Raw genomic sequence first — 19705 nt, 5'->3', positions numbered from 1 at the left:
GAATGCTATGTATCCGGTGGACGTCCAAGGCTGGGTTCAGGAGCGAAAGCGATCAGGGTGCCGGCAGTCAGTTCCAGCACAAAATAATCCATTCTGCGATTGATGGAAGTGCGGTGTTGCAGGCGCTGACGGCGTGGGGCATGCGGCGCGTCCTGCAAGGCAGCGGGCAAGTGCGCCAGGCTTATACCAGCCTCTGCCGGGGTTTCATCCATCTCCTGCAAAAACCGCCGTGCCGGTGCATTCGACAGGCTGACACAGTCATTCACCAATAGCAATGCACCTACCGGTAAATGATGTATGGCATCTGCCGCCATATCCTTGTGGATGGAATGCATGAGTGCGTCCAGCACGCGGAAAGCATGGGCACCTTCCGCATTGGCCAGTATGCCCTGGTATTCGCGCAGCAAACGTTGCTGTTCCTGTTGTTGTACTGCATGTTCCAGTGCCTGTCTGACCGTGCCCAGCAATTCTTCATCGCTACCAGGTTTGATCAACAGGCGGTAAGGTCTGGCCCGATTCAGCACCTGCAATACTTGCGGATGTTCAGGATGACCGGTCAGGATCAGGCTGACCATATCGCCATGTGTTTCATGCATGTCCTGCATGAAATTTGCCACGCCGGCGTCTGCCGGTTCCGCAATCAGCAAGCTGATGCGCTGCTCTGCCATCACAAGACGGGCTTGTGCGGGGTCGGCGGCGATGCATAGTCGCTGAGGCAAAGCATGCAGCAAGATCGCCAGCCTGGCTTGCAAGGCTGGGTCGGCATCAATCAACAGAATACCCGGAGTATGCTCAGGCATCGTCATGCTGGTCATAAATGGCGGCAAAGCGATCGCCCTGGGCGATGAAACAGGACAGCACGGCGGGGTCAAAATGACCGGGTTCAGTACGCCCATCACCATGAGCAATGATGTTCATGCTGCGCTGGTGGTCAAATGCCGGCTTGTAAGGTCGACGGCTGCGCAGCGCATCATACACATCACAGATTTGCATGACACGCGCAGCGATGGGAATGGCAGCGCCTTTCAAGCCATTCGGATAACCGGTGCCATCCCAGCGTTCATGGTGATTGAGAGCGATTTCTGCCCCCATTTCTGTATACGGAGAGCCGCCGCTGGATAAAATACTGGCACCCAGCGCGCAATGGGTACGCATGATATTCCATTCATCCATGGTGAAACTGCCGGGTTTTAACAGTACGTGATCAGGGATGCCTATTTTGCCGATGTCATGCATGGGGCTGGACTGGAAGATGGCATCGTGGAATTCCAGCGGTAAATTCATCGCCCGGGCCAGCACCTGGCAGTAATAACTGATACGGCGCACATGGTGGCCGGTTTCTTCATCCTTGTGTTCGGCTGCCCGCACCAGGGTAAATACTGTTTCGCGGTAGGCATCTTCCAGCTGGTTGGTGCGCTGTCTTACCTGTTGTTCCAGCAACTGGTTATGGTCATTCAGAAAATCACCATATTCCTTCAGCCTGAGCAAATTACGCACCCGCACATTGAGGTCGGCGCGGTCTATGGGCTTGGACAGAAATTCTTCGGCTCCCGCCTCCAGGGCGCGCAGTTTCGAATGGCGGTCATCCAGTGCAGTCAGCATGATGACAGGTACGTGCTGGGTCGCACTATGGGCTTTCAGCGCGGTGACGGTTTCAAAACCATCCATGCCGGGCATCATGATATCCATCAGTATCAGGTCTGGCGGCGCGCTGACCGCCATCGCCAGGGCGTCGCGCCCGTTGCTGGCCGACACCGTGGCATAGCCTTCTGATTGCAACAACACCTGCAATAGTTTGACGTTTCTTTCTTCGTCATCAACGATAAGGATACGAGCCGATTTTAACTCTTTCATAAAATGCATCCCTCCTGCGTTGAGAATAGTCTTGGCTTGTGTAATTGTCTAGTTTTAACACTATTTTTAACAAAATTCTTATTTTTTACCAACACCTTGTTAGCCATTTTTAGCCATTTCCGTCAGTGGGTTATCGCCCGGCATGGCTAGCTACCGGGTTGATACTCTGAAGAAGGCAGGAATTGCCTGCACTCAAGTTACAATAGCACTTGAAAGTTTTTCCGGATGTGCTCCGCCTGCCAGTTATGTCTCATGGTCTGAATACCCCCCAGCGCAATGCAGTCAATTACATGGATGGTCCTTGCCTGGTGCTGGCAGGGGCCGGTTCGGGCAAGACGCGCGTCATTACCCAGAAAATCGTCAATCTGATTGAGCTGCATGGCTATGATCCAAGACATATCGCCGCCCTGACTTTTACCAACAAGGCCGCGCTGGAAATGCAGGAGCGCATCGGTAAATTGCTGGCAGAGCCGCGGCAGGCCAAGCAACTGACGGTATCCACCTTTCACTCGCTGGGGGTGAAAATACTGCGCCAGGAAGCACAGGCCCTGGGCTTGAAAGACCGCTTTTCCATCATGGATAGCGATGATTGTTTTTCCCTGGTGCAAGATCTGGCGATCACCACCGACAAGCAATTGATACGCCGCATACAGACGGCCATGTCGTTATGGAAAAATGGCCTGGTCGATCCCGAACTGGCACTGAAACAGGCGCAGGATGAAGATGAAGCCATCGCGGCCCGGGTTTATCGCAGCTATGTTGCCACCCTGTCTGCCTATCAGGCGGTGGATTTTGATGACCTGATACGACTGCCGGTAGAATTGTTTCGCAGCAATGAACAGGTCAGGGACAAATGGCAACGCCGCCTGCGCTATCTGCTGGTGGATGAATACCAGGACACCAATACCTGCCAGTATGAACTGGTCAAACTGCTGGTGACCGGCATCGGCAAGAAACCCATGTTTACCGCCGTGGGCGATGATGACCAGGCGATTTATGCCTGGCGTGGTGCCACCATAGAAAACCTGAAGACCCTGCAAGTCGATTTTCCTGACCTGGAAATCATCAAGCTGGAACAGAATTACCGTTCCAGCACCCGCATCCTGCAGGCAGCCAATGCTGTCATCGGCAACAATCCCAAGCTGTTTGAAAAATCGCTGTGGTCAGAACATGGCCTGGGTGATCCGGTCAAGGTGCTGGGCATGCAGGATGATGAACAAGAGGCAGAGCAGGTCGCCATCATGATCTCAGCCCACAGATTCGAGCGCCAGGCCAAGTATTCTGATTACGCCATCCTGTATCGCGGCAATCACCAGGCGCGCGTGATCGAACAGGCGCTGCGGCGTGAGCGCATCCCGTATACGATATCCGGCGGCCAGAGCTTCTTTGACCGCGCCGAAATCAAGGACATCATTGCCTACCTGCGCCTGATCGCCAATGAAGATGATGACCCGGCCTTTATCCGCGCCATCACCACCCCCAAACGTGGGGTCGGCCTGGCCACGCTCGAAGTGCTGGGCGAATTTGCTGGTCAATGGCAATGCTCGCTGTTTGCCGCAGTCTTCAAAGGTGGTATAGAAGCCAAGTTGCCTGACAAACAGTTACGGCCATTACGAAATTTCTGTAGCTTTATCAACCAGGTCGAAGCCCATGCCCACCGGGAAGGCCATGCCACCGAATTGCTGGATGACCTGATGAAGGAAATCAATTACGAAGGCTATCTCTACGACAGTTTTGAAGACCGTGCCGCCCAAGGCAAATGGCAAAACGTGCTCGACTTTACCCAGTGGCTGAAAACCAAGGGCAGCGGCGGCAAGGATGGCACCGATGATCACCGCAGCCTGCTTGACCTGACCCAGATGGTAGCGCTGATGACCATGATGGAAGGCAAGGATGAAGAACCCGATGCCGTGCGCATGTCCACCCTGCATGCTTCCAAGGGGCTGGAATATCCGCATGTGTTCCTGGTCGGTGTGGAAGAGGGCATTTTGCCGCACAAGGGCGACCCTGATGCGCCGGTAGAAACCATGGCCGCCCGCATAGAAGAAGAACGTCGTCTCATGTATGTGGGCATCACCCGTGCCCAGCGCAGCTTGCATATCACCTGGTGCAAAAAACGCAAACGTGCCGGTGCCCCGGTGCACTGCGATGTCTCGCGCTTCATCAAGGAAATGAAACTGGATGAAGGTATCGCCTTGCCAACGGAAACCGAGGTACTGACACCCAAAGAACGTCTGGCAGGTTTGAAGGCCCTATTGAATAAGCCACGGGAATAAGTCAGGAGAACCAACGCACCGTAAAATTGCGTAAGAAATCGCTGCCCTAAAAAGGTGAAAATGTTAGTATTACTTACCGGGTAAGGATGATGCACTGTTGCAAGTGTTGTGAGCTTGCCATTTTTGCGGAAGTGATTTATGCATCGTTGTCTGATTTTGCTGCTCTTCATTTTGTGTGCACCACTCACTCAAGCGGCTGGAAAATGTGAACGCATGGTGATTTCGGCAGACCCTGCCTACCCACCCCTGCATTGGCATGATGGTAAAAATTTCCACGGTGCCAGCATAGACATTGCCATCCGCATCATGAAAGATCTGGGCATACCGTATGAAGTGCGTTATCTGGGCCCCTGGAAACGGGTCTTGAATGCAGCACAAAACGGCGGCATAGACCTGATCGCCACCCTCAAAACCACGCCGGAACGCACCAGTTTTTTACTCTTCAGCGATCTGGTGCTGGTTAATCCTGTGGCTGCCTTTGTCAGGAATGGCAATGTCTTCCCTTACAACAAATGGGATGATTTGATTCCTTATCGTGGCGGCATCGCCCGTGGCAACCGTTTTGGCCGTCCATTCGATGATTTCATGGATGGTCGTTTGGCCATCAACGAAGTGGATAACCTGGAAACGGCACTCAAGATGTTGCAGGCCAGGCGCTTTGATTATGTCATCACCGGTTATCATTCCGGCATGGCGTATATGGCGTCGGGCAAACTGGACGACAAGCTCGTGCCGTTGACTCCCTACCTGATCGAGACGGCGAATTTACTGGGGTTTGTCGCCAGCAGCCCTTGTGCCGTTTATCTGCCGGCAGTGAACAAGCAACTGCAAAAACTGCAAAAAGAAGGCTATATAGAACGCGTCCTGCTGCAGGCCAGGGAAGAATGGCGTCTCGCCCCTTACCTGGGGAAAAACTGAGCTGCCTTACACCACCATTTGCCTATCATGACCATCACGCCATCCCATCTCATCACCACTGCAGAACAACTCGCCGGGCTTTTCGATACCGTCGGTGAGGCTTCGCTGAAAAAGGAAATCAGCTATCTTCATCCGCATTACCAGGCAATGATAGCGGCTTCACCATTCGCCATCCTGGCCACCCATGGTGCAGATGGACTGGATGCATCACCCCGTGGCGATGCCCCCGGTTTTATCGTGGCAGAAGACCAGCACACCCTGTTGCTACCCGAGCGCCGTGGCAACAACCGCATCGACAGCCTGCGCAATATCTTGCATGACCCGCAGGTGGCACTGCTGTTTCTGATCCCCGGCCTGGGCGAAACTTTGCGCGTGAACGGCAGTGCCAGCATTTCTGTTGATCCGCAGTTGCTGGATAAACTGTCCGTGGATGGCAAAGCGCCAAAATGCGTGATACGCATACAGGTGGAATGCGTGTTTTTTCAGTGCGCCCGCGCAATTTTGCGTTCGCAATTATGGCAACGCGCAGGCGCAGAGCGTCCGGCGGGCATACCCAGCGCCGGCACCGTCCTGGCGAGTCTGAGCAATGCAGCCATTGATGGTGAAAAGTATGATGTGGAATTACCTGCCCGCCAGCGCGCAACTCTTTATTGATAGGACTTACTGGTCCCGAACACATTTCTGCTATCCTGTGCCGCGTTGATACGTGGCACAAGGTCCCATTTCTCTTTTTACGGAACATTCATAATGAATTTCAAAACTTCCTTTACCCGTCTCGCTGCCCGCTATCTTGGTATCGTCGGCCTGAGCCTGGCCTGTGCTGGCATCAATGTCCAAGCCCAGGCCCAGACTGCCAAAGAAGACACGGCCAAAGGCGTACTGTGGGAAGTGAAATCGGCTGGCAATACCGCGTATCTGTTTGGCTCCATCCATCTTGCCAAGGCCAGTTTCTACCCTTTGCCAGAAGCGGTGGAAAATGCCTACAAACAGGCCGATACCCTGGTTGTTGAAGTCGATACCTCTGACCCCAGGGCTGCAGAAAAAGCCATGCCGTTTTTTACTTATACTGCACCAGACAAGCTGGAAAACCATATCACCAAAAAAACCTGGGAAGACTTGCAAGGCATGGTCGGCGCTGCCAGCGCCCAGTTGCAAGTATTGAAGCCAAGTATCGTGGCGACGGCACTCAGCGTCGGTGTTTTCAAGCAGCAGGGTTTTGATGCCGGCAAAGGTGTGGACCTGCACTACATGCAAAAGGCGAAACAGGACAAGAAAGATATCGTCTCACTGGAAACTATGGAATTCCAGGCCAATGTGCTGGCCGGTTTAAGCGATGAAGATGGCGATGCCATGCTGGCACAAACCCTGGATGGCTTGAAGAATGGTGATTTGTTGCGCGAAACCAATGGCATGATCAATGCCTGGAAAGCCGGTGATGCCGAAGCCCTGACCAAGATCCTGCAAGACGCTGCCAGCAAGGATGCCGGTTCGCGCAAGGTCATGAAATTGCTGCTGGATGACCGTAATCCCGGCATGGTGGAAAAAATCAGCGGCATGCTGGAAGGCGGCAAGAAACTGTTTGTCGTCGTCGGTGCCGGACACATGAGTGGCCCTAACAGCATCACTGAATTGTTGCAGAAAAAAGGTTTTGAAGTGAAGCTGATCAAGTAAATCCATGGTCAGGTCCAGGGGCCACAAGGTGGCCCCTGGAAATGGCAGTGGCGACCCCAGTAAACAAGAAAAACCAGAAAAACAAGAAAAACAAGAAAAACAAGAAAAATTTCCTTGCTCAATCGCGCTTAAGATGCCAGGGCTGCAAAGGTGTCTCGTCGGGAATCAGGGCATGCAGGCGCTTGTACAGCAAACGCGTTTCCAGCAAATTCGAGATTCTCAATATCGATTCGATGAAGTCGAAAGGCTTGGTCAGGAAATCTTTTGCGCCTAGCGCCAGCGCCCGGTGTTTTGCTTCCGGCATGACATCAGCGGTCAGTACCATGACGGGCCGGAAATCGTTTTTCGGTGTACACCTGGCCAATTGTTCCAGCACGGCATAGCCATCGAACTCAGGCATCATTAAATCCAGCAAGACCAGATCCGGATCAAAAGCGATGACCAGGTCAAGGGTACGGGTCGGATCCGTGGTGCTGACGATGTTGCTGAAGCCCTCACGCGTCAATATTTTTTCGAGTAACTGCACATTGTCGATTTCGTCATCGACAATCAGGATGCGCATGGCAAGCAGGTCGGAAGCATTCATGGCAAAAGACGATTGAGGGTGGAAAAGAATAGGCTTACATCCAGCGGCTTGGTCAGATAGTCGCTGGCACCATTAGCCCTTAGCCGCTGTATGGTCGCTGCCAGCGCATCAGCACTCAGTATGACCACCGGAATAGTTTTCAGGCTTGTTGATGCACGCAGTTGTCGCAACACTTCTTCGCCTGACATGTCGGGCAATTGCAGGTCCAGCAGTATCAGGTCGGGTTGCTGCTGTTGCGCCATTTGCAGACCCTCGGCCCCTTTTTTTGCACTGACGAGTTGTACATGCTTGCTGCGTGCCAGCAGTATTTCTATCAATACCAGGTTGGATGAATTATCTTCGATATACAGTATGCTGCAAGGGCGATGCAAAGTTGCCAGATCATTGGTCGCAGGCCTGATGCCTTCTACTGGCAACGCGGCCTGTGCGACCGGAAAATTGACCCAAAACTGACTGCCTTGTCCTTCGATGCTGGACATGCCGATTTCCCCGCCCATGGCCTGCGTCAGCTGTCGGGATACCACCAGGCCCAGGCCATTACCTTCCACCAGCTTGTGTTCGGCACCCAGCCGGTCGAAGGGAGTGAACAAGCGCTTTTGCATGTCTGGCGCAATGCCTATGCCACTATCGACCACCAGCAACTGCACCTGCGTTGCGGTTGCCTGTACGCTTAGTGTGACCGTGCCGTTTTCCTTGTTGTATTTGACGGCATTGGACAAGAGATTCAGTATCACCTGCAACAGGCGTTTGCGGTCTGCCAGCAGGTAGATATCAGTGGTCTTTTCCGGGCCGGTCAACAAGATGTTCCTGGTGTGTGCCAGCGGCGCAAGCAGCGACAGTGCTTCGCGCATCAGCCCGCCCGCCTCGACCGGTTGCAGCGCCAGTTCCAGATGGCCGGTTTCGATACGGGCGATATCCAATACCTCGTCGATCAGGGCCAGCAGGTGGTGACCACCTTTCAGTATATGGTCCAGGCTTTGCTGAGCGTCTTTGGCATGGATATCCAGTTGCAGCAATTGTGCAAAGCCGAGGATGGCATTCAGTGGCGTGCGTAATTCGTGGCTGGTACGGGACAGGAATTCGGTCTTGGACTGATTGGCGCGCTCGGCCTCTTGCCGGGCGTTTTGCACTTCTTCCGCGCGGGCTGCCAGCAGCTGGCTGGCGCGTGCCATGCGATCGGACAACTGGCCCAATTCATCACTTGCTGCTTCAATCGGGTTCAGCTCCAGACCATGTTCGAGGCGGCCTGCGTTGCTCGTCAACTGATGTACGCGCCGCACGATACCGGCAGAAAATAACAGGCTGGTCAACAATGCGCCGAGCACACCGGCAATACCGGCTCCCGCCGTAACGATCATGGTGAGATTGTGTACCTGATTGGCCTCCCTGACACTTTCTTGTCGCAAGTACTCTTCCCGTACCAGCATGGTATCGATATGGGCACGCAAATCATCCAGCACTTTCTTGTTCAGGACCAGGGCTTGCGTCAATTGTTCAGGCGGCGATGCTGGCCCGATGTGTATCAGTTCCACCAGGCCGTCGCTTTTTTTGACGGCCAGCGACGCCAGTTCATTTAATAGTGCCAACTGTTGTTGGTCGCGGATTTGCGCACGCAGACGCTGCAGGGTTTTTGGTAATTCAGTTTCGCTGAGCTGGTAGGGCGCCAGGAAGTTGTTGTGTCCGGTCAGCAAATAGCCGCGCACGCCGGTCGCCGCTTCTGCCAGCAAGGTATGTACTTCCTGAATATCCCTCTGGATCTGTATCGTGCGCTGCACGTTTTCCTGCGCACGGTTGGCCTGTATCCCCATCAGGTAACTGGATATCAGGGTGCCAAGCAAGACCACGATGGGCACGGCGATCACGATCAGCCCCTTGATCCGCAGGGGGCGGTCTGACCACCAGCGCATCGCCCGCTTGAATAGTCGCTTCATGATTTTCTGGTGGCAGCGCTGCCAGATGTACCTGAGGTACCCAGGCCCAGTTCGACTGCAAGCGCGGCAACCTGGGTGCGGTCTTGCAGCCTGAGTTTTTGAATGATGCGTTCCACGTGGATTTTTACCGTACCCCTGGCAATACCAAGCCGGTCACCTATATCCGCGTTGGTCAAACCATGCGGCAGCAGCGACAGTACTTCGCGCTCGCGGGCAGTGAGCAGCGCAGATATCTGTTTGACGCTGTCATTCATCTGCTGGGGCCTTACGTCAGACGGCGCATGCAGTGCCAGCGCCAATATGTTGGCCAGCGTGCCTAGCGTCAGCATGTCGGCAGGGGAGGGTTCTGCCAATTGCTTGCGATTGACCAGCACCAATATGCCTTGCGGACGGGTTTGCTTCATCAGTGGAAACAGCAATTCCAGCCCTGCCACATCACCCGCCGGCAGCAACAGGCGGCTAATGCTCTTTTGCCTGATCATCACGCGGGCATCCGGCTTCAGCATGGCGGACAACACGCCCTGCGCCGGGAACCGCGTGCCATGCGGCAATACGGGTCCTTTGGATGCATGGATGCGCAATGCACCGGCGTCTTCCACCAGTACAGCGCAGGCTTCAAAAGCAGAAAATTCCAAAGCATAGGCAAGCACTGCAGAGATGGCTGATTCTTCTCCTTCTGCCAGTACCCGGCCGACATCGTGCAACAGGCGCAGACGCGCCTGGTTGGCCTGGTTGTCGCGATACTGCTCGCGTAAAGAATGGGTGGTAGCTGCGGTTGTCGTGTTCATGGGGTTAGTATATGCCATGTGGCATATACAGCGCTAGGCCATATGGCTGATGGCAGGCATTGCACAGTACATCATGATGATCCCAACCTTGCAGAAGAGGTCATTGATCTGTTTTTAACCATGGGAAATCTGAAATGAAAAATCTGTTCTTTGTAATGAGCTTGCTTGCCAGTGCTGCTGTTTTCGCAGAAGCGCCTCCCAAGAAATATGACCAGGTAGCTGCTGCACCTGCCAGCGCCGCAGAAAAGGAAATTGCCGGCTTGTTCGATCGCTGGAATGCGGCATTGGCAACCGGCAAACCCGCAGAAGTCGTGAAACTGTATGCGCCTAACGGCATCTTGCAGCCAACCGTGTCGAATAAAATCCGTGCGACACCGGAAGAAATTGAAGAATACTTTGAGCATTTCCTGTTGCTCAAACCTAAGGGCACCATCAATTACCGTCAAATCCGTCTTTTCGGTGAAAACACAGCGCTCGATAGCGGTGCCTATACCTTCGATATCGTGAAGAACGGCAAACCGGCAAAAGTGCGGGCACGGTATACCTATGTCTATGAAAAGATCAAGGGCGACTGGAAAATCATCAATCACCATTCTTCGGCCATGCCCGAGTTTGTGGAAGAAAAATAAGCCAGAACAGCTAGCCTGTATTGAGGCTTTCTATATCAGGTAGTCAGCTGTCCGTGCACGGACAGATTGTTTTTTGATGCGCCCTGACACACCCTGACACCCCCCTATCGGCCGCTACCATGCCGGATAATGAATGGGGCTAGAGATTTGTGTCAGAATGCGGCTGTCAGCCTTCATAAGCTGTCAAATTGAAACGACAGTTCCGAAAGTAATCAAGAAACAAGATGACGTTTAATGACAATCTGCAATCTGCTGCTGTGCCAGACTTGCAAGAGCACCCCTGGGTCTCTCTGGAAACCGCGCTGGATGTCGAAGCATGGATGGATTTGCAACACCGTGAATTACAGCAGGCCCTGGGTAACAAGCCGACCACAGGGCAGGGCATCTGCCTGACTTTACTGCATGGCGGTGAACTGTATCTGCACACCAATTCTGATGGCGATGTCTTGCTGGACCTGACGCCGGAAGCACAATGGGTGGCCCCGGTATTAAGCGCCGTGACCCAGGCTACCGCGCCACGCGGCCAGGTGTGGTGTCTGCAAGGCCATGTACTGATACAACTGATGCTGGGTTTGAATACCCTGGTTGCCAGCAGCAGGCTGGTGCTGAAGCATCAATATAAAGGGGCACGCCATAGCATGCAGTAATGTCAACTGATGCAGCACTCGTGTAGTGCTGCACTCTTCTTGCCACTTATAAAATGCGCCTTTTCCGCCGATACTGCGTCAAAAATCCTCGCAATACCTCTGTATTGCTGCGGTTTTTTCCTTGTCTCAACGAAAAATTCGCGATTTTATAAGCGGCAATCTGCGTGCAACACTACACTAGCGCAATGCGTACACCCTGGCCAGTTCGCCATCCTGATGGGCGCGCAAGATGGCGCGGTCGATTTTCTGTATCAAGCCCTGGTCAAGATCAGGTCGGACAGCGATGTGAATGTCCATGGAAGAAACCGGCTTTGGCAAAATACAAAACAGTTTTTCCTTTGTCTGGTTAGTAGTAAATTGTGTGGCGAATTTCGCCGCATATTGCCGGTTGAGTCGTTTTTCCAATTGGCTGATGTTGTTTGTCGAGCTATACAACAAAAATGCATCCATCCGCCCCAGGTAAAGTTTCTCCAGACGCCGCGAATTATTGTTGGTATCGTCTTCCACCTTGAACAGCACATTGCTGAGCCGGTCAAATTTGTCGCCGTTGCTGGTGCCACGAACAATGCCTATGGTTTTATCCTTCAGGTCGTCCAGTGACTGAAATACAAATTTGCTATCGCAACGGGTGACCAGCAAGGACAGGTCGGTAAAAATCGGCTGCGAAAACTTGAAACTGCGTAATCTCTCCTGCGTTTTTGATATGCCAAAGATCAGGCCTTCCCCATTTTCCGCATTTTCCAGTGCACGCTTCCAGGGATAGCGCCGTATGTCAAACGTGATTCCAGAGTGCTGTTCCAGGTAGCGCAACAAGGTCTTGACCGCTGCGGGTATCGGCGTCACCTTGCCTTCGTCACTCTGCTCTTCACTCATCAGCAACACCGCATGTTGGGTGGCCTGGGCATGCACCGGGCCTGCCTGGCACAGACAGGCCAGCAGCAGGCAGACAAATAAACGCAAAAAACGAGGCATGACAATTCTGGTTGCGGATTCGGAACTTATCTTAGCGCAATTTTTTGCCTTGTGACGCGGTCTAGGTAGTTTCCCTGATCATCCCGAAGAGCATTGTTCAGCGTCTCACCTCTTTTTGAAAAGAAGACTACAATTTAATTGCAAAAATAAAAATATTTCCATAAATTAATTGTTAATATAGACATATTATGAAATGCTGTAAAAATATGACTACGAATAACAATAAAGTCCTCTTTGCTCATCAGCTCAGAGGTCTGGCTGCATTGCTGGTGCTGGTTTCACACTGGTTCGGCGTGTACTGGGGAATGAGAGAGGCGGTTTCCTATTACACCTCATCGCCGGTTCATGGCGGGGCTAATCCGCTGGCATACGAGCTGGTGTCATTCAATCCCAATTTTGGCCTTGGGCCTTTTGGTGTATCGATATTTTTTCTCATTAGTGGTTTTGTGATCCCTATTTCTCTTGAAAAGAATAGTGCATTCAATTTTCTGATCATGCGATTTTTCAGGATATTTCCCACTTACTGGATCAGCTTGTCCATCGGCCTGTTATTCGTCTATGGTTCCAGTCAATTTTGGGGGCAGGCACTGTATTGGAATACGAAAATCCTGGTGTCCAATATGTTGTTAATCAATGACCTGTTGTTGTTACCGGGCGTTGATCTGGTCAATTGGACGCTGGCGATGGAATTGAAATTTTATCTGGTCGTGGCATGCCTGAGTCCGGTAATCAAAAGGGGAAAAGTTTTTCCGCTGTTTATTTTCTCCACCTCGGTATTGATATTGAACTGGTGCTTAAACAGCCTGCCCCATGTGTTGCCTGGCAATGAATTTGTAGCTGTCGCCAGGATGCTGGCTTCAGAGTTTGTCTACGTTCAGTTCATGCTGGTCGGGCTGTTTTTTTATTATGCATATCAACAGAAAATTTCGAACAGGGAATTGATTTTCTATGTCTTGCTTCAATTGCTGCTGTTTTCACTGACATGGAGGAATAGCAGTATCCGCGATGAATTCCCGGTCGTGACCCTGATTTATTGGTATGGATTGGCGCTTTTTGCCGTGGCCTATTTCTTCAGAAACAAATTCAGGCAACATGCGGCCATCAATTGGCTGGCTGATATCAGTTTTCCTCTGTACCTGCTGCACTCACTCGCCGGCTATGTGATGATAAAAATAGGGATGTCTTACGGGTTTTCATTCTATGTGGCGGTGTTGCTGGCGGCGCTGGTCGTTGGTCTGTTTGCCTATGCAATTCACCGCCTGGTAGAAATACCGACGAATGCGTTTGGAAAAACGCTATCAAACTTGCGGGCATCCAGACTAAAGGCCGGCAATGAATTTTAGTGGTTGCCACCACGACCGTCCATGAAAAAAGCGTCCAGCCGCAGTCGCAGGCTGGACGCTTTAGCTTGTGCACGGACAATCAATGGTCAGCGCAACTAGACTGGCAATTTTTAACTCTCTACGCCGTTGCGGTCTATTTTGACTATCCGTGAGCCGCCGGTTTTTTTCACATTGACTTCTGCTTCGCCGGGGCCGGTGACCTTGATGCTGGCGCTGTCGAGCAGCAGTTCGCTGGCGCGCAGGTCGCCACTGCCGCTGACTTTGGCGGTCAGGCTCCTGGCCTTGCCTTTCAGGTTGACCTGTCCCGGGCCTTGCATATTCAGTTCCAGTGCCGCATCGGATTGCAGTTCCGCATCCAGATCACCCGAACCCGACATGTCTGCCTTCAGGATACCTTGTATGCCACGGAAACTTTGGTTCGAGGGACCATTGTTGGCGAGGTGCAGGTCCTTGATTTTCAGGTTTTCTGCATCCAGGTCGCCAGAACCGCTGGTGGTCACCGTCAAATCACCAACTTCACCTGCCAGCCTGACATCACCAGAACCGCTGGCACGCAGGCTTGCCTGTTCAGCCTTGATGCCCTGGATATCGATATCCCCCGATCCCACCGTTTCCAGTTGCAGGGCTTTGATATTACCCAGCAGACGCACGTCGCCCGATCCATGCTTGATCAGCCTGACGCTGGCTGCCTGCAGATTGTCGACCCGCAGATCACCGCTGCCGCTGGAGGTGGTATCCAGCGATTGGCTGACGGTATCCAGGTGTACTTCACCAGAGCCGCGCATTTCCAGCTCGGCCTGGGCGACTTGCAGTTGCTGCATGTCCAGGTCACCGCTGCCGGTGGACGATAGTTTCAGGCTGCCCAGCTTGCCGGTGACCCTGACATCGCCAGAGCCATGCAGGTTCAGGCTCAATTTGTCGGTCTGCAGATCATGTATGTCCATGTCGCCGCTGCCAGAATTGGTGGCCTTGTTCAAACTCGCAGTCGTGATCCTGACGGTACCTGGTTGGCTGCTCCAGGTAAAGTTATAGGATTTGCGCTTGCTGCGTATGATCAAGACCTTGTTTTCCACCACGGTTTCAATTTCTGGCACCAGATTGTCGTCGCCACTGATCACCACAGTCGCCTGCGGCGCGTTGGTGACCACCACATCGAAGAAACTGGAATTTTCTATGGCATTGAATTCAGTCACACTGCGCTGTTCCGTAGTGATCTTGCCGCTGCCCTTGATGGTATCGCCGTTGACGCTGATTTCGCAGCCACCCAGCAAGACTGCCAGCAGTGTGAGACATCCTAGTGATTTGATCATGATTTGACGTGATGAAAGAGTTAACAGTTTCCAAGTGTAGTAGGATTTATGCGGTTTTTCACTGCCCATAGAGACAGACTGCACATTCCGTGTCATCAAACGCAAATTTGCCCGACGAAGCGTTGTCATATCTGCCAAAACCACAATTCGGATGTACACTTGGTAGCAGTTTCTTTAGGTGCAACCACGACGACACTATTATGCCAAGCCGCCGCCAGCTTTTAAAACAAGGTTTACTGCTCAGTGCTACCGGTTTGATCGGCCAGCCTGGGTTATCGCAGGCAGCGCAGGCTGGGGAAAAATCCACGCAGCTGGCGCCACCACCGGATTTATTTGATTCCCAGGCACTGGATATCGAATTCTGGGTCAAGCCCCGTACTCTGGACCTGATACGACCGGCAACCGGTGAACGCAGCAAAATCCTGTACTGGAAAGACGGCGACGTGCTGGAATCTGCATATCAGCAACTGTGTCATCTGTTGCGCGACGTGAATGGCAAACAGACCGCGCCGATTGATCCCAAACTGCTGGAAACCCTGTGGGCTACCCAGGCCTATGTGGCGCGCTTCGGTGTCAGCCGGCCACTGGAGATTTTGTCCGGTTACCGCACCCAGGCATCGAATCAGCGCCTGATTGAAGAAGGCGTACCCGCCGCCCGCAAGTCCCTGCATATGGAAGGCAAGGCAGCAGATATCCGCATACCGCAGTTACATGAAGAAATACTGGGGGAATTGATACAGAGTTTTCGCCAGGGTGGCGTCGGTTTTTATTACCGCCAGACCGCGCAAGGCGGATGGATACATACCGATACCGGCTTGCAAAGAAGCTGGAAGGGTTGATTGATCTGATCTCCGTAGTGGATCTCTGACTTTTTGCGAAGTAAATCTTAAACATTCGACAACTAGGAGAAGGTAGGCATAAGGCTCACAGTTCGTACAAACTCGCCACCTACTTTATCGCGTGCAATCTCCAGTATATGCTCGTGATGGGTGAAAACTAGCACCTGCCCATTTTTTGCGAAATCAGCCAAAGCTTTTAATACTAGAGCTGCGCGGTTGTCATCCGAAGTCATTAAAACATCGTCCAGAACTACTGGCATGTCTACGCCTGCTTCTCGTTGAATTTGCAACGCCGCCAAACGAAGTGCAAGATACAACTGATCCCTCGTTCCTTCGCTCATTGCATCTACACTTATCCTGATTCCATCAGTTCGCACCGCTAACAGCACTGGGTTGACATCGTTATCGTCGCTCACTAGGCGAACGAATTCCCCAGCCGTCATGTCTGAGAATAGTTTCGAAGCCGCAGCCAACATCGGGCCCTAAACTCGATCTCGAAATCGATACAATGCCTCTGCCAATAGTTTGTGCGCCAAACGAGATCGAATCCATGGCCCCAAATTGACGCGGACACTAGCCGCCGCTTGCTCCATCCTTTCGCGTGCAACAGCAGCAGTATCAGCGCTGTCTATTTCGTCAAGGGCTCTACGGGCTTCCTCTTCTTTGGCCCGGGCAACAGGCAGTTTTTCGTCCAGTGCCGTCAATTCATTGCTAAGACTGATTTCGTCAGCATCCAGGCACGCTGCGTCCTGATTGTGCAGACGGTGACGTAAAACGTCTGCAGGATGCCGCGATGCTTGAGCCAACTGAGCTCGCGCACGATCCATTTCCGCTTGCGCCTCCCGCTTTCGCTGTGCTCGGTCCTCGGCTTCGGGCAACATGTGGGACGAGGCGACCTTCGCGGCTAAGCACAATCCATGAAGCATTGATTCACACCTTGTTACCGTCTCTTCATTAAACCGTTTGCGTGTTAGATTGGCTTCGAGAGCCTGCTCTGCAAGCGTTCGTGCCGCTTGAACATTCTTAGCTATGCTCAGTCGTGCAACCACTTCGTCGATAAAAAGTCTTAACTCTAATGTGCGTGTCTCAGCTAAGGCATTCGCAATTGCATCTGCCTGCGCTTCAAGTCCTTGCAACGAATTTTGAATCCTTGCCTCCTTCACCTTCAGCGCATCAAGATTACTGTATTCTGTCGCGAAGACTTCAAATTCTCTTAGGCGAGCGCGTGATACATTGGTTGTTGCGTCGTCAGGTAGCAATAACTGCGAAAGCACTGGTTTGAAATTAAGCTGCGCTGTTTGAAGTTCATGCAAGAGAATTTTTTCTTGTGTCAGCATTTCCTTTCGTTGTTTCTCGCGCTCCTGACGTTTTCCAGCAACAGTATTCTGCTCCTTTTCGCGTTGCTTAATTTCTTCTTCAATTTCAGTTGCCAAAGCTGATAGTGTTCTCAGTGAAACACTATCAGTTGGAGTCGTCATTCCCATACCAGCAATTGCTTGGCGAAGCGTCGCTGCAAGCGAAATTTCAATTTCACGGCCTTGTGTTTCTTCGTCGCATTTTCTCTGTAGGGTCTCTTGAGCTTGGAGCGCCGTTGCAAGGCGGCCTTGCCATTCTCGAAGTTGGTTAGGTAACAATTTTGGAAGCATCGCTGCTCCCAATTTCTGAAACCACTCTAGTTCCCAAGAACTTGCGTCATTCTTTAACAGTGTGACTTGTCGCTCAAATTCCTGGCGACCACTGTTGAGCACGTTGATTCTGTGCAGGGATGATTGCAACTGTTCCGCTCGTGCGCTGTCTTGTGCCAATTCATCTATCAACTGATCGGCCTTTTTGACTGCTCGCTCGTAGATTTCTGGTAGCGGCTCATGACCAGAGTAATCCGCGATTGCCGGATTCGTTGCATCAATATACGTTCCTCGTACGAGCGACCATCCAAGATCACGATGGGATCTCGCTGTTGACACGTCGTCTTGGGTTGGCACTATTCCCCCCTCAAGAAGACGATCTCGCGTACTTTCCTCCGCCGCTAAAGCTGTGGCGGTTTCAGTGATTCGAGACTCAAGCTCGTCTAGGCGCGTCGTATTTCGATCGTGGAAACTCTTGGCCGCGTCGATTTCTGCATCAAGAAGTGGTCGAACCTCCTGTAATGATTCAATGTTCGATACGCCGATTGCGGTGAGTGCCGTACTTTCTCCCCGCTGGGCTTCTTTAATTTCTGCAGGAAGTGCAGCTAATCGTTGCAAAATCGTGTCGCTGCGTGTTAATTCCAATTGAGCACCGCGAAGAATCGTCCTTGATTCTTGGGAAGGTAGGGGAAATGTCTCAGTATCCAATAAATCATCGGTTAGACGTTCTATTGCCTTTTTGTGTTGCACGAGTGATTGGTTTGCCTGATCGACGAAGCGCAGTTTTTCTTCGATATCGGCCTTGATTGTAGCGGCTGGCACAAGCTTAATTAAATCAACTGGCTCAAGTTTTGGAGTGATTTGTAACGCAAGCCCAGCCACTCTGGTCAGCGAAACACCGATTTCCACAGTCGTGTCAGCGAGATCTTTACGATGAGAATCGACGGTCTCCGTCATGGGACCCAACCGTTCGATTGCCGATGCAATTGCTAATACAGGGGAATCGAGTTCCAAATCTGCAAGCCTGGCTCGCAGTAGAGTCTCTTCTGATTTCTCATGCTCATTGTTAAGTCGAGCTGTACTGAGTTCTGTTTCTGCAGCAACTCGCTGACTTGTTGCGTCGCTTGATAAGAACGTAACGCCTTCCAGCATCTTTAGTGATTCATCCGCTTGATCGAGAGCCCGCAGGAGCGGCTCAACAGCCCTCAGTTCTTTGACTGACAATAAAGCGCTTTGGCATTTCAAACGATGCGATTCTAAACTATTTAAATCTTCTTTCGCGGACTCATGTTTTTTGAAGAGTTCACCCCATTGCACTGGTCTTACCACGGCGCTCTTATATAGGTTTTGATGTTCGTCGTAGACTCTTAACGCTTCATTAATGAGGCCGTTCTTTGCACGTGGACCAGGCATGAAGATTCGTCGAGCAGTTTGATCAAGGAGTTCAAGGATCGCTGATATGCTGCGTACTCCTGCGCTAGCTTCAAATATTGCTGCACCGATCTCTCCTTGCCCTTTGAGCAAAGCTTCACCGCCGTCGCGAAGCCTTTGGTGATCAAGCCCGAACATTGCATCATATTCATCCCGGCGTAGGCCACCGTTAAGCATAGCTTCCAGTTCGGGCGAAACCAAACTATCGGTTTCGGAGAAGTTGTTTTCGATGTCGGCAAAATGCAGTGTACTTCCTCTCCCCTTTCGACGAATCAATGCATGCTGGCGGCCTTCTCGATCTAGAAATAATCCGCCAATACGTATGTCCGGGTATGCATGAACAAAGTTATCCTTGCTTTGCATCGGAATACCGAAGCGAAGATCGGAGATCGCCCGTAGTAAAGCGGACTTGCCAGCTTCATTGGGACCATATATAAGTACCAGGCCTTGTCCAGTAGGGCCAAATTCAAGAATTTTTTCAGTGAATGGACCAAAAGCCTTCAGATATAAAGTCAGAATCTTCATGATGCACTTTCTGACTTAGTTATTTCAGATATTTGAGCTAGAACGCTTGCTTCTGCATCGGCCAACGCAATGTGTATATCTTCAATTGACATAGTAGTAGGAATGACGTCGGCAAGCTCGCGTGGCAAATTCGGTAGTTCACGCAATTGTTCGATCACCCATGCTTTGAGGTTTATCTCGTCAATCATAAGTGAGTCAACTAGGCGCACCACTTCACCTACTGCATCAGGTCGTGTTGCCGCTGACCGAAAATTGACCCACTTAAGAGGTTTCTGCTGATTCAAAACTGACCCAGGTGTTCTACTTATCCTGCCTAATTTTTAGGCGGGAGACAAAAAGGTGATCACCATGGAAATGTTA

At 51.9% G+C, this 19705-nt stretch carries 18 protein-coding genes; 8 read left to right on the top strand and 10 right to left on the bottom strand.

The window, feature by feature from the left end; all coding sequences use genetic code 11:
* Positions 1 to 5 precede the first annotated feature (5 nt).
* Together ACO0LM_RS26540 and ACO0LM_RS26535 are read right to left on the bottom strand one after the other, a co-directional pair.
* Positions 6 to 800 (bottom strand): hypothetical protein, encoded by a 795-nt coding sequence (locus ACO0LM_RS26540; RefSeq protein WP_423041601.1) that lies wholly within the window; start codon positions 798 to 800, stop codon positions 6 to 8.
* Positions 793 to 1854 carry a response regulator gene (locus tag ACO0LM_RS26535; RefSeq protein WP_423041599.1) on the bottom strand — a complete coding sequence of 354 codons (1062 nt, stop codon included), beginning with the start codon at positions 1852 to 1854 and terminating at the stop codon, positions 793 to 795. Before ACO0LM_RS26535 ends, ACO0LM_RS26540 begins: the two co-directional genes overlap by 8 nt.
* Before the next feature lie 245 nt (positions 1855 to 2099).
* Between ACO0LM_RS26535 and ACO0LM_RS26530 the strand changes: the two genes are divergently transcribed.
* The 4 genes from ACO0LM_RS26530 to ACO0LM_RS26515 all read left to right on the top strand — a co-directional run bounded on the left by ACO0LM_RS26530 (position 2100) and on the right by ACO0LM_RS26515 (position 6719).
* Positions 2100 to 4130, top strand: coding sequence for a UvrD-helicase domain-containing protein (locus tag ACO0LM_RS26530; RefSeq protein WP_423041597.1), 2031 nt, complete (start codon positions 2100 to 2102; stop codon positions 4128 to 4130).
* 213 nt (positions 4131 to 4343) lie between these two features.
* Positions 4344 to 5048: a substrate-binding periplasmic protein gene (locus ACO0LM_RS26525; protein ID WP_423041595.1), complete on the top strand. Its 705-nt coding sequence runs from the start codon at positions 4344 to 4346 to the stop codon at positions 5046 to 5048.
* A gap of 27 nt (positions 5049 to 5075) precedes the next feature.
* Complete coding sequence (locus tag ACO0LM_RS26520) at positions 5076 to 5702, top strand: pyridoxamine 5'-phosphate oxidase family protein (RefSeq protein ID WP_423041593.1); 627 nt, start codon at positions 5076 to 5078, stop codon at positions 5700 to 5702.
* A gap of 93 nt (positions 5703 to 5795) precedes the next feature.
* A complete protein-coding gene (locus tag ACO0LM_RS26515) occupies positions 5796 to 6719 on the top strand; it encodes a TraB/GumN family protein (RefSeq protein ID WP_423041591.1) in 924 nt (307 codons plus the stop codon).
* 118 nt (positions 6720 to 6837) lie between these two features.
* Here the strand turns inward: ACO0LM_RS26515 and ACO0LM_RS26510 are convergent, their stop codons facing one another.
* Genes ACO0LM_RS26510 through ACO0LM_RS26500 form a run of 3 tightly spaced genes read right to left on the bottom strand, consistent with a single transcriptional unit; the run spans position 6838 to position 10024 of the window.
* Positions 6838 to 7305 carry a response regulator gene (locus ACO0LM_RS26510; protein ID WP_423041589.1) on the bottom strand — a complete coding sequence of 156 codons (468 nt, stop codon included), beginning with the start codon at positions 7303 to 7305 and terminating at the stop codon, positions 6838 to 6840.
* On the bottom strand, positions 7302 to 9236 hold the full coding sequence (locus ACO0LM_RS26505; RefSeq protein ID WP_423041587.1) for an ATP-binding protein: 1935 nt from the start codon (positions 9234 to 9236) through the stop codon (positions 7302 to 7304). The genes ACO0LM_RS26510 and ACO0LM_RS26505 overlap by 4 nt, the downstream gene beginning before the upstream one ends.
* On the bottom strand, positions 9233 to 10024 hold the full coding sequence (locus tag ACO0LM_RS26500; protein ID WP_423041585.1) for a LuxR C-terminal-related transcriptional regulator: 792 nt from the start codon (positions 10022 to 10024) through the stop codon (positions 9233 to 9235). Before ACO0LM_RS26500 ends, ACO0LM_RS26505 begins: the two co-directional genes overlap by 4 nt.
* Positions 10025 to 10158: 134 nt before the next feature.
* On the opposite strand from ACO0LM_RS26500, the gene ACO0LM_RS26495 reads away from it, so the two are divergent.
* On the top strand, positions 10159 to 10653 hold the full coding sequence (locus tag ACO0LM_RS26495; protein WP_423041583.1) for an SgcJ/EcaC family oxidoreductase: 495 nt from the start codon (positions 10159 to 10161) through the stop codon (positions 10651 to 10653).
* Positions 10654 to 10877: 224 nt separating this feature from the next.
* On the top strand, positions 10878 to 11300 hold the full coding sequence (locus tag ACO0LM_RS26490; protein ID WP_423041581.1) for a hypothetical protein: 423 nt from the start codon (positions 10878 to 10880) through the stop codon (positions 11298 to 11300).
* Between the two features lie 177 nt (positions 11301 to 11477).
* Here ACO0LM_RS26490 and ACO0LM_RS26485 read toward each other — a convergent pair whose 3' ends face one another.
* A complete protein-coding gene (locus ACO0LM_RS26485; protein WP_423041579.1) occupies positions 11478 to 12272 on the bottom strand; it encodes a substrate-binding periplasmic protein in 795 nt (264 codons plus the stop codon).
* 206 nt (positions 12273 to 12478) lie between these two features.
* Here ACO0LM_RS26485 and ACO0LM_RS26480 point away from each other — a divergent pair, with 206 nt between their 5' ends.
* Positions 12479 to 13615, top strand: coding sequence for an acyltransferase family protein (locus tag ACO0LM_RS26480; protein ID WP_423041577.1), 1137 nt, complete (start codon positions 12479 to 12481; stop codon positions 13613 to 13615).
* A 110-nt stretch (positions 13616 to 13725) separates the two neighbouring features.
* Here the strand turns inward: ACO0LM_RS26480 and ACO0LM_RS26475 are convergent, their stop codons facing one another.
* On the bottom strand, positions 13726 to 14925 hold the full coding sequence (locus ACO0LM_RS26475) for a GIN domain-containing protein (protein ID WP_423041575.1): 1200 nt from the start codon (positions 14923 to 14925) through the stop codon (positions 13726 to 13728).
* 200 nt (positions 14926 to 15125) lie between these two features.
* Here ACO0LM_RS26475 and ACO0LM_RS26470 point away from each other — a divergent pair, with 200 nt between their 5' ends.
* Positions 15126 to 15764: a YcbK family protein gene (locus ACO0LM_RS26470; RefSeq protein WP_423041573.1), complete on the top strand. Its 639-nt coding sequence runs from the start codon at positions 15126 to 15128 to the stop codon at positions 15762 to 15764.
* A 62-nt stretch (positions 15765 to 15826) separates the two neighbouring features.
* Here ACO0LM_RS26470 and ACO0LM_RS26465 read toward each other — a convergent pair whose 3' ends face one another.
* The 3 genes from ACO0LM_RS26465 to ACO0LM_RS26455 all read right to left on the bottom strand — a co-directional run bounded on the left by ACO0LM_RS26465 (position 15827) and on the right by ACO0LM_RS26455 (position 19533).
* Positions 15827 to 16180 (bottom strand): ATP-binding protein, encoded by a 354-nt coding sequence (locus ACO0LM_RS26465; protein WP_423041571.1) that lies wholly within the window; start codon positions 16178 to 16180, stop codon positions 15827 to 15829.
* Positions 16181 to 16246: 66 nt separating this feature from the next.
* Positions 16247 to 19345: an AAA family ATPase gene (locus ACO0LM_RS26460; protein WP_423041569.1), complete on the bottom strand. Its 3099-nt coding sequence runs from the start codon at positions 19343 to 19345 to the stop codon at positions 16247 to 16249.
* Positions 19342 to 19533, bottom strand: coding sequence for a hypothetical protein (locus tag ACO0LM_RS26455; protein WP_423041567.1), 192 nt, complete (start codon positions 19531 to 19533; stop codon positions 19342 to 19344). The genes ACO0LM_RS26460 and ACO0LM_RS26455 overlap by 4 nt, the downstream gene beginning before the upstream one ends.
* Positions 19534 to 19705: the final 172 nt, after the last annotated feature.

It is taken from the genome of Undibacterium sp. Di26W, from assembly GCF_049340265.1.
GTDB lineage: Bacteria > Pseudomonadota > Gammaproteobacteria > Burkholderiales > Burkholderiaceae_D > Undibacterium.
This window is presented reverse-complemented; position numbering and strand designations above follow the sequence as displayed.

Bases quoted from the DNA above. Each gene is read 5' to 3' on its own strand.
- ACO0LM_RS26505 (WP_423041587.1), bottom strand. From the start codon at position 9,236: ATGAAGCGACTATTCAAGCGGGCGATGCGCTGGTGGTCAGACCGCCCC.
- ACO0LM_RS26500 (WP_423041585.1), bottom strand. From the start codon at position 10,024: ATGAACACGACAACCGCAGCTACCACCCATTCTTTACGCGAGCAGTAT.
- ACO0LM_RS26540 (WP_423041601.1), bottom strand. From the start codon at position 800: ATGCCTGAGCATACTCCGGGTATTCTGTTGATTGATGCCGACCCAGCC.
- ACO0LM_RS26510 (WP_423041589.1), bottom strand. From the start codon at position 7,305: ATGAATGCTTCCGACCTGCTTGCCATGCGCATCCTGATTGTCGATGAC.
- ACO0LM_RS26535 (WP_423041599.1), bottom strand. From the start codon at position 1,854: ATGAAAGAGTTAAAATCGGCTCGTATCCTTATCGTTGATGACGAAGAA.
- ACO0LM_RS26475 (WP_423041575.1), bottom strand. From the start codon at position 14,925: ATGATCAAATCACTAGGATGTCTCACACTGCTGGCAGTCTTGCTGGGT.
- ACO0LM_RS26490 (WP_423041581.1), top strand. From the start codon at position 10,878: ATGACGTTTAATGACAATCTGCAATCTGCTGCTGTGCCAGACTTGCAA.
- ACO0LM_RS26525 (WP_423041595.1), top strand. From the start codon at position 4,344: ATGGTGATTTCGGCAGACCCTGCCTACCCACCCCTGCATTGGCATGAT.
- ACO0LM_RS26520 (WP_423041593.1), top strand. From the start codon at position 5,076: ATGACCATCACGCCATCCCATCTCATCACCACTGCAGAACAACTCGCC.
- ACO0LM_RS26470 (WP_423041573.1), top strand. From the start codon at position 15,126: ATGCCAAGCCGCCGCCAGCTTTTAAAACAAGGTTTACTGCTCAGTGCT.
- ACO0LM_RS26515 (WP_423041591.1), top strand. From the start codon at position 5,796: ATGAATTTCAAAACTTCCTTTACCCGTCTCGCTGCCCGCTATCTTGGT.
- ACO0LM_RS26530 (WP_423041597.1), top strand. From the start codon at position 2,100: ATGTCTCATGGTCTGAATACCCCCCAGCGCAATGCAGTCAATTACATG.
- ACO0LM_RS26460 (WP_423041569.1), bottom strand. From the start codon at position 19,345: ATGAAGATTCTGACTTTATATCTGAAGGCTTTTGGTCCATTCACTGAA.
- ACO0LM_RS26485 (WP_423041579.1), bottom strand. From the start codon at position 12,272: ATGCCTCGTTTTTTGCGTTTATTTGTCTGCCTGCTGCTGGCCTGTCTG.
- ACO0LM_RS26455 (WP_423041567.1), bottom strand. From the start codon at position 19,533: ATGATTGACGAGATAAACCTCAAAGCATGGGTGATCGAACAATTGCGT.
- ACO0LM_RS26495 (WP_423041583.1), top strand. From the start codon at position 10,159: ATGAAAAATCTGTTCTTTGTAATGAGCTTGCTTGCCAGTGCTGCTGTT.
- ACO0LM_RS26480 (WP_423041577.1), top strand. From the start codon at position 12,479: ATGACTACGAATAACAATAAAGTCCTCTTTGCTCATCAGCTCAGAGGT.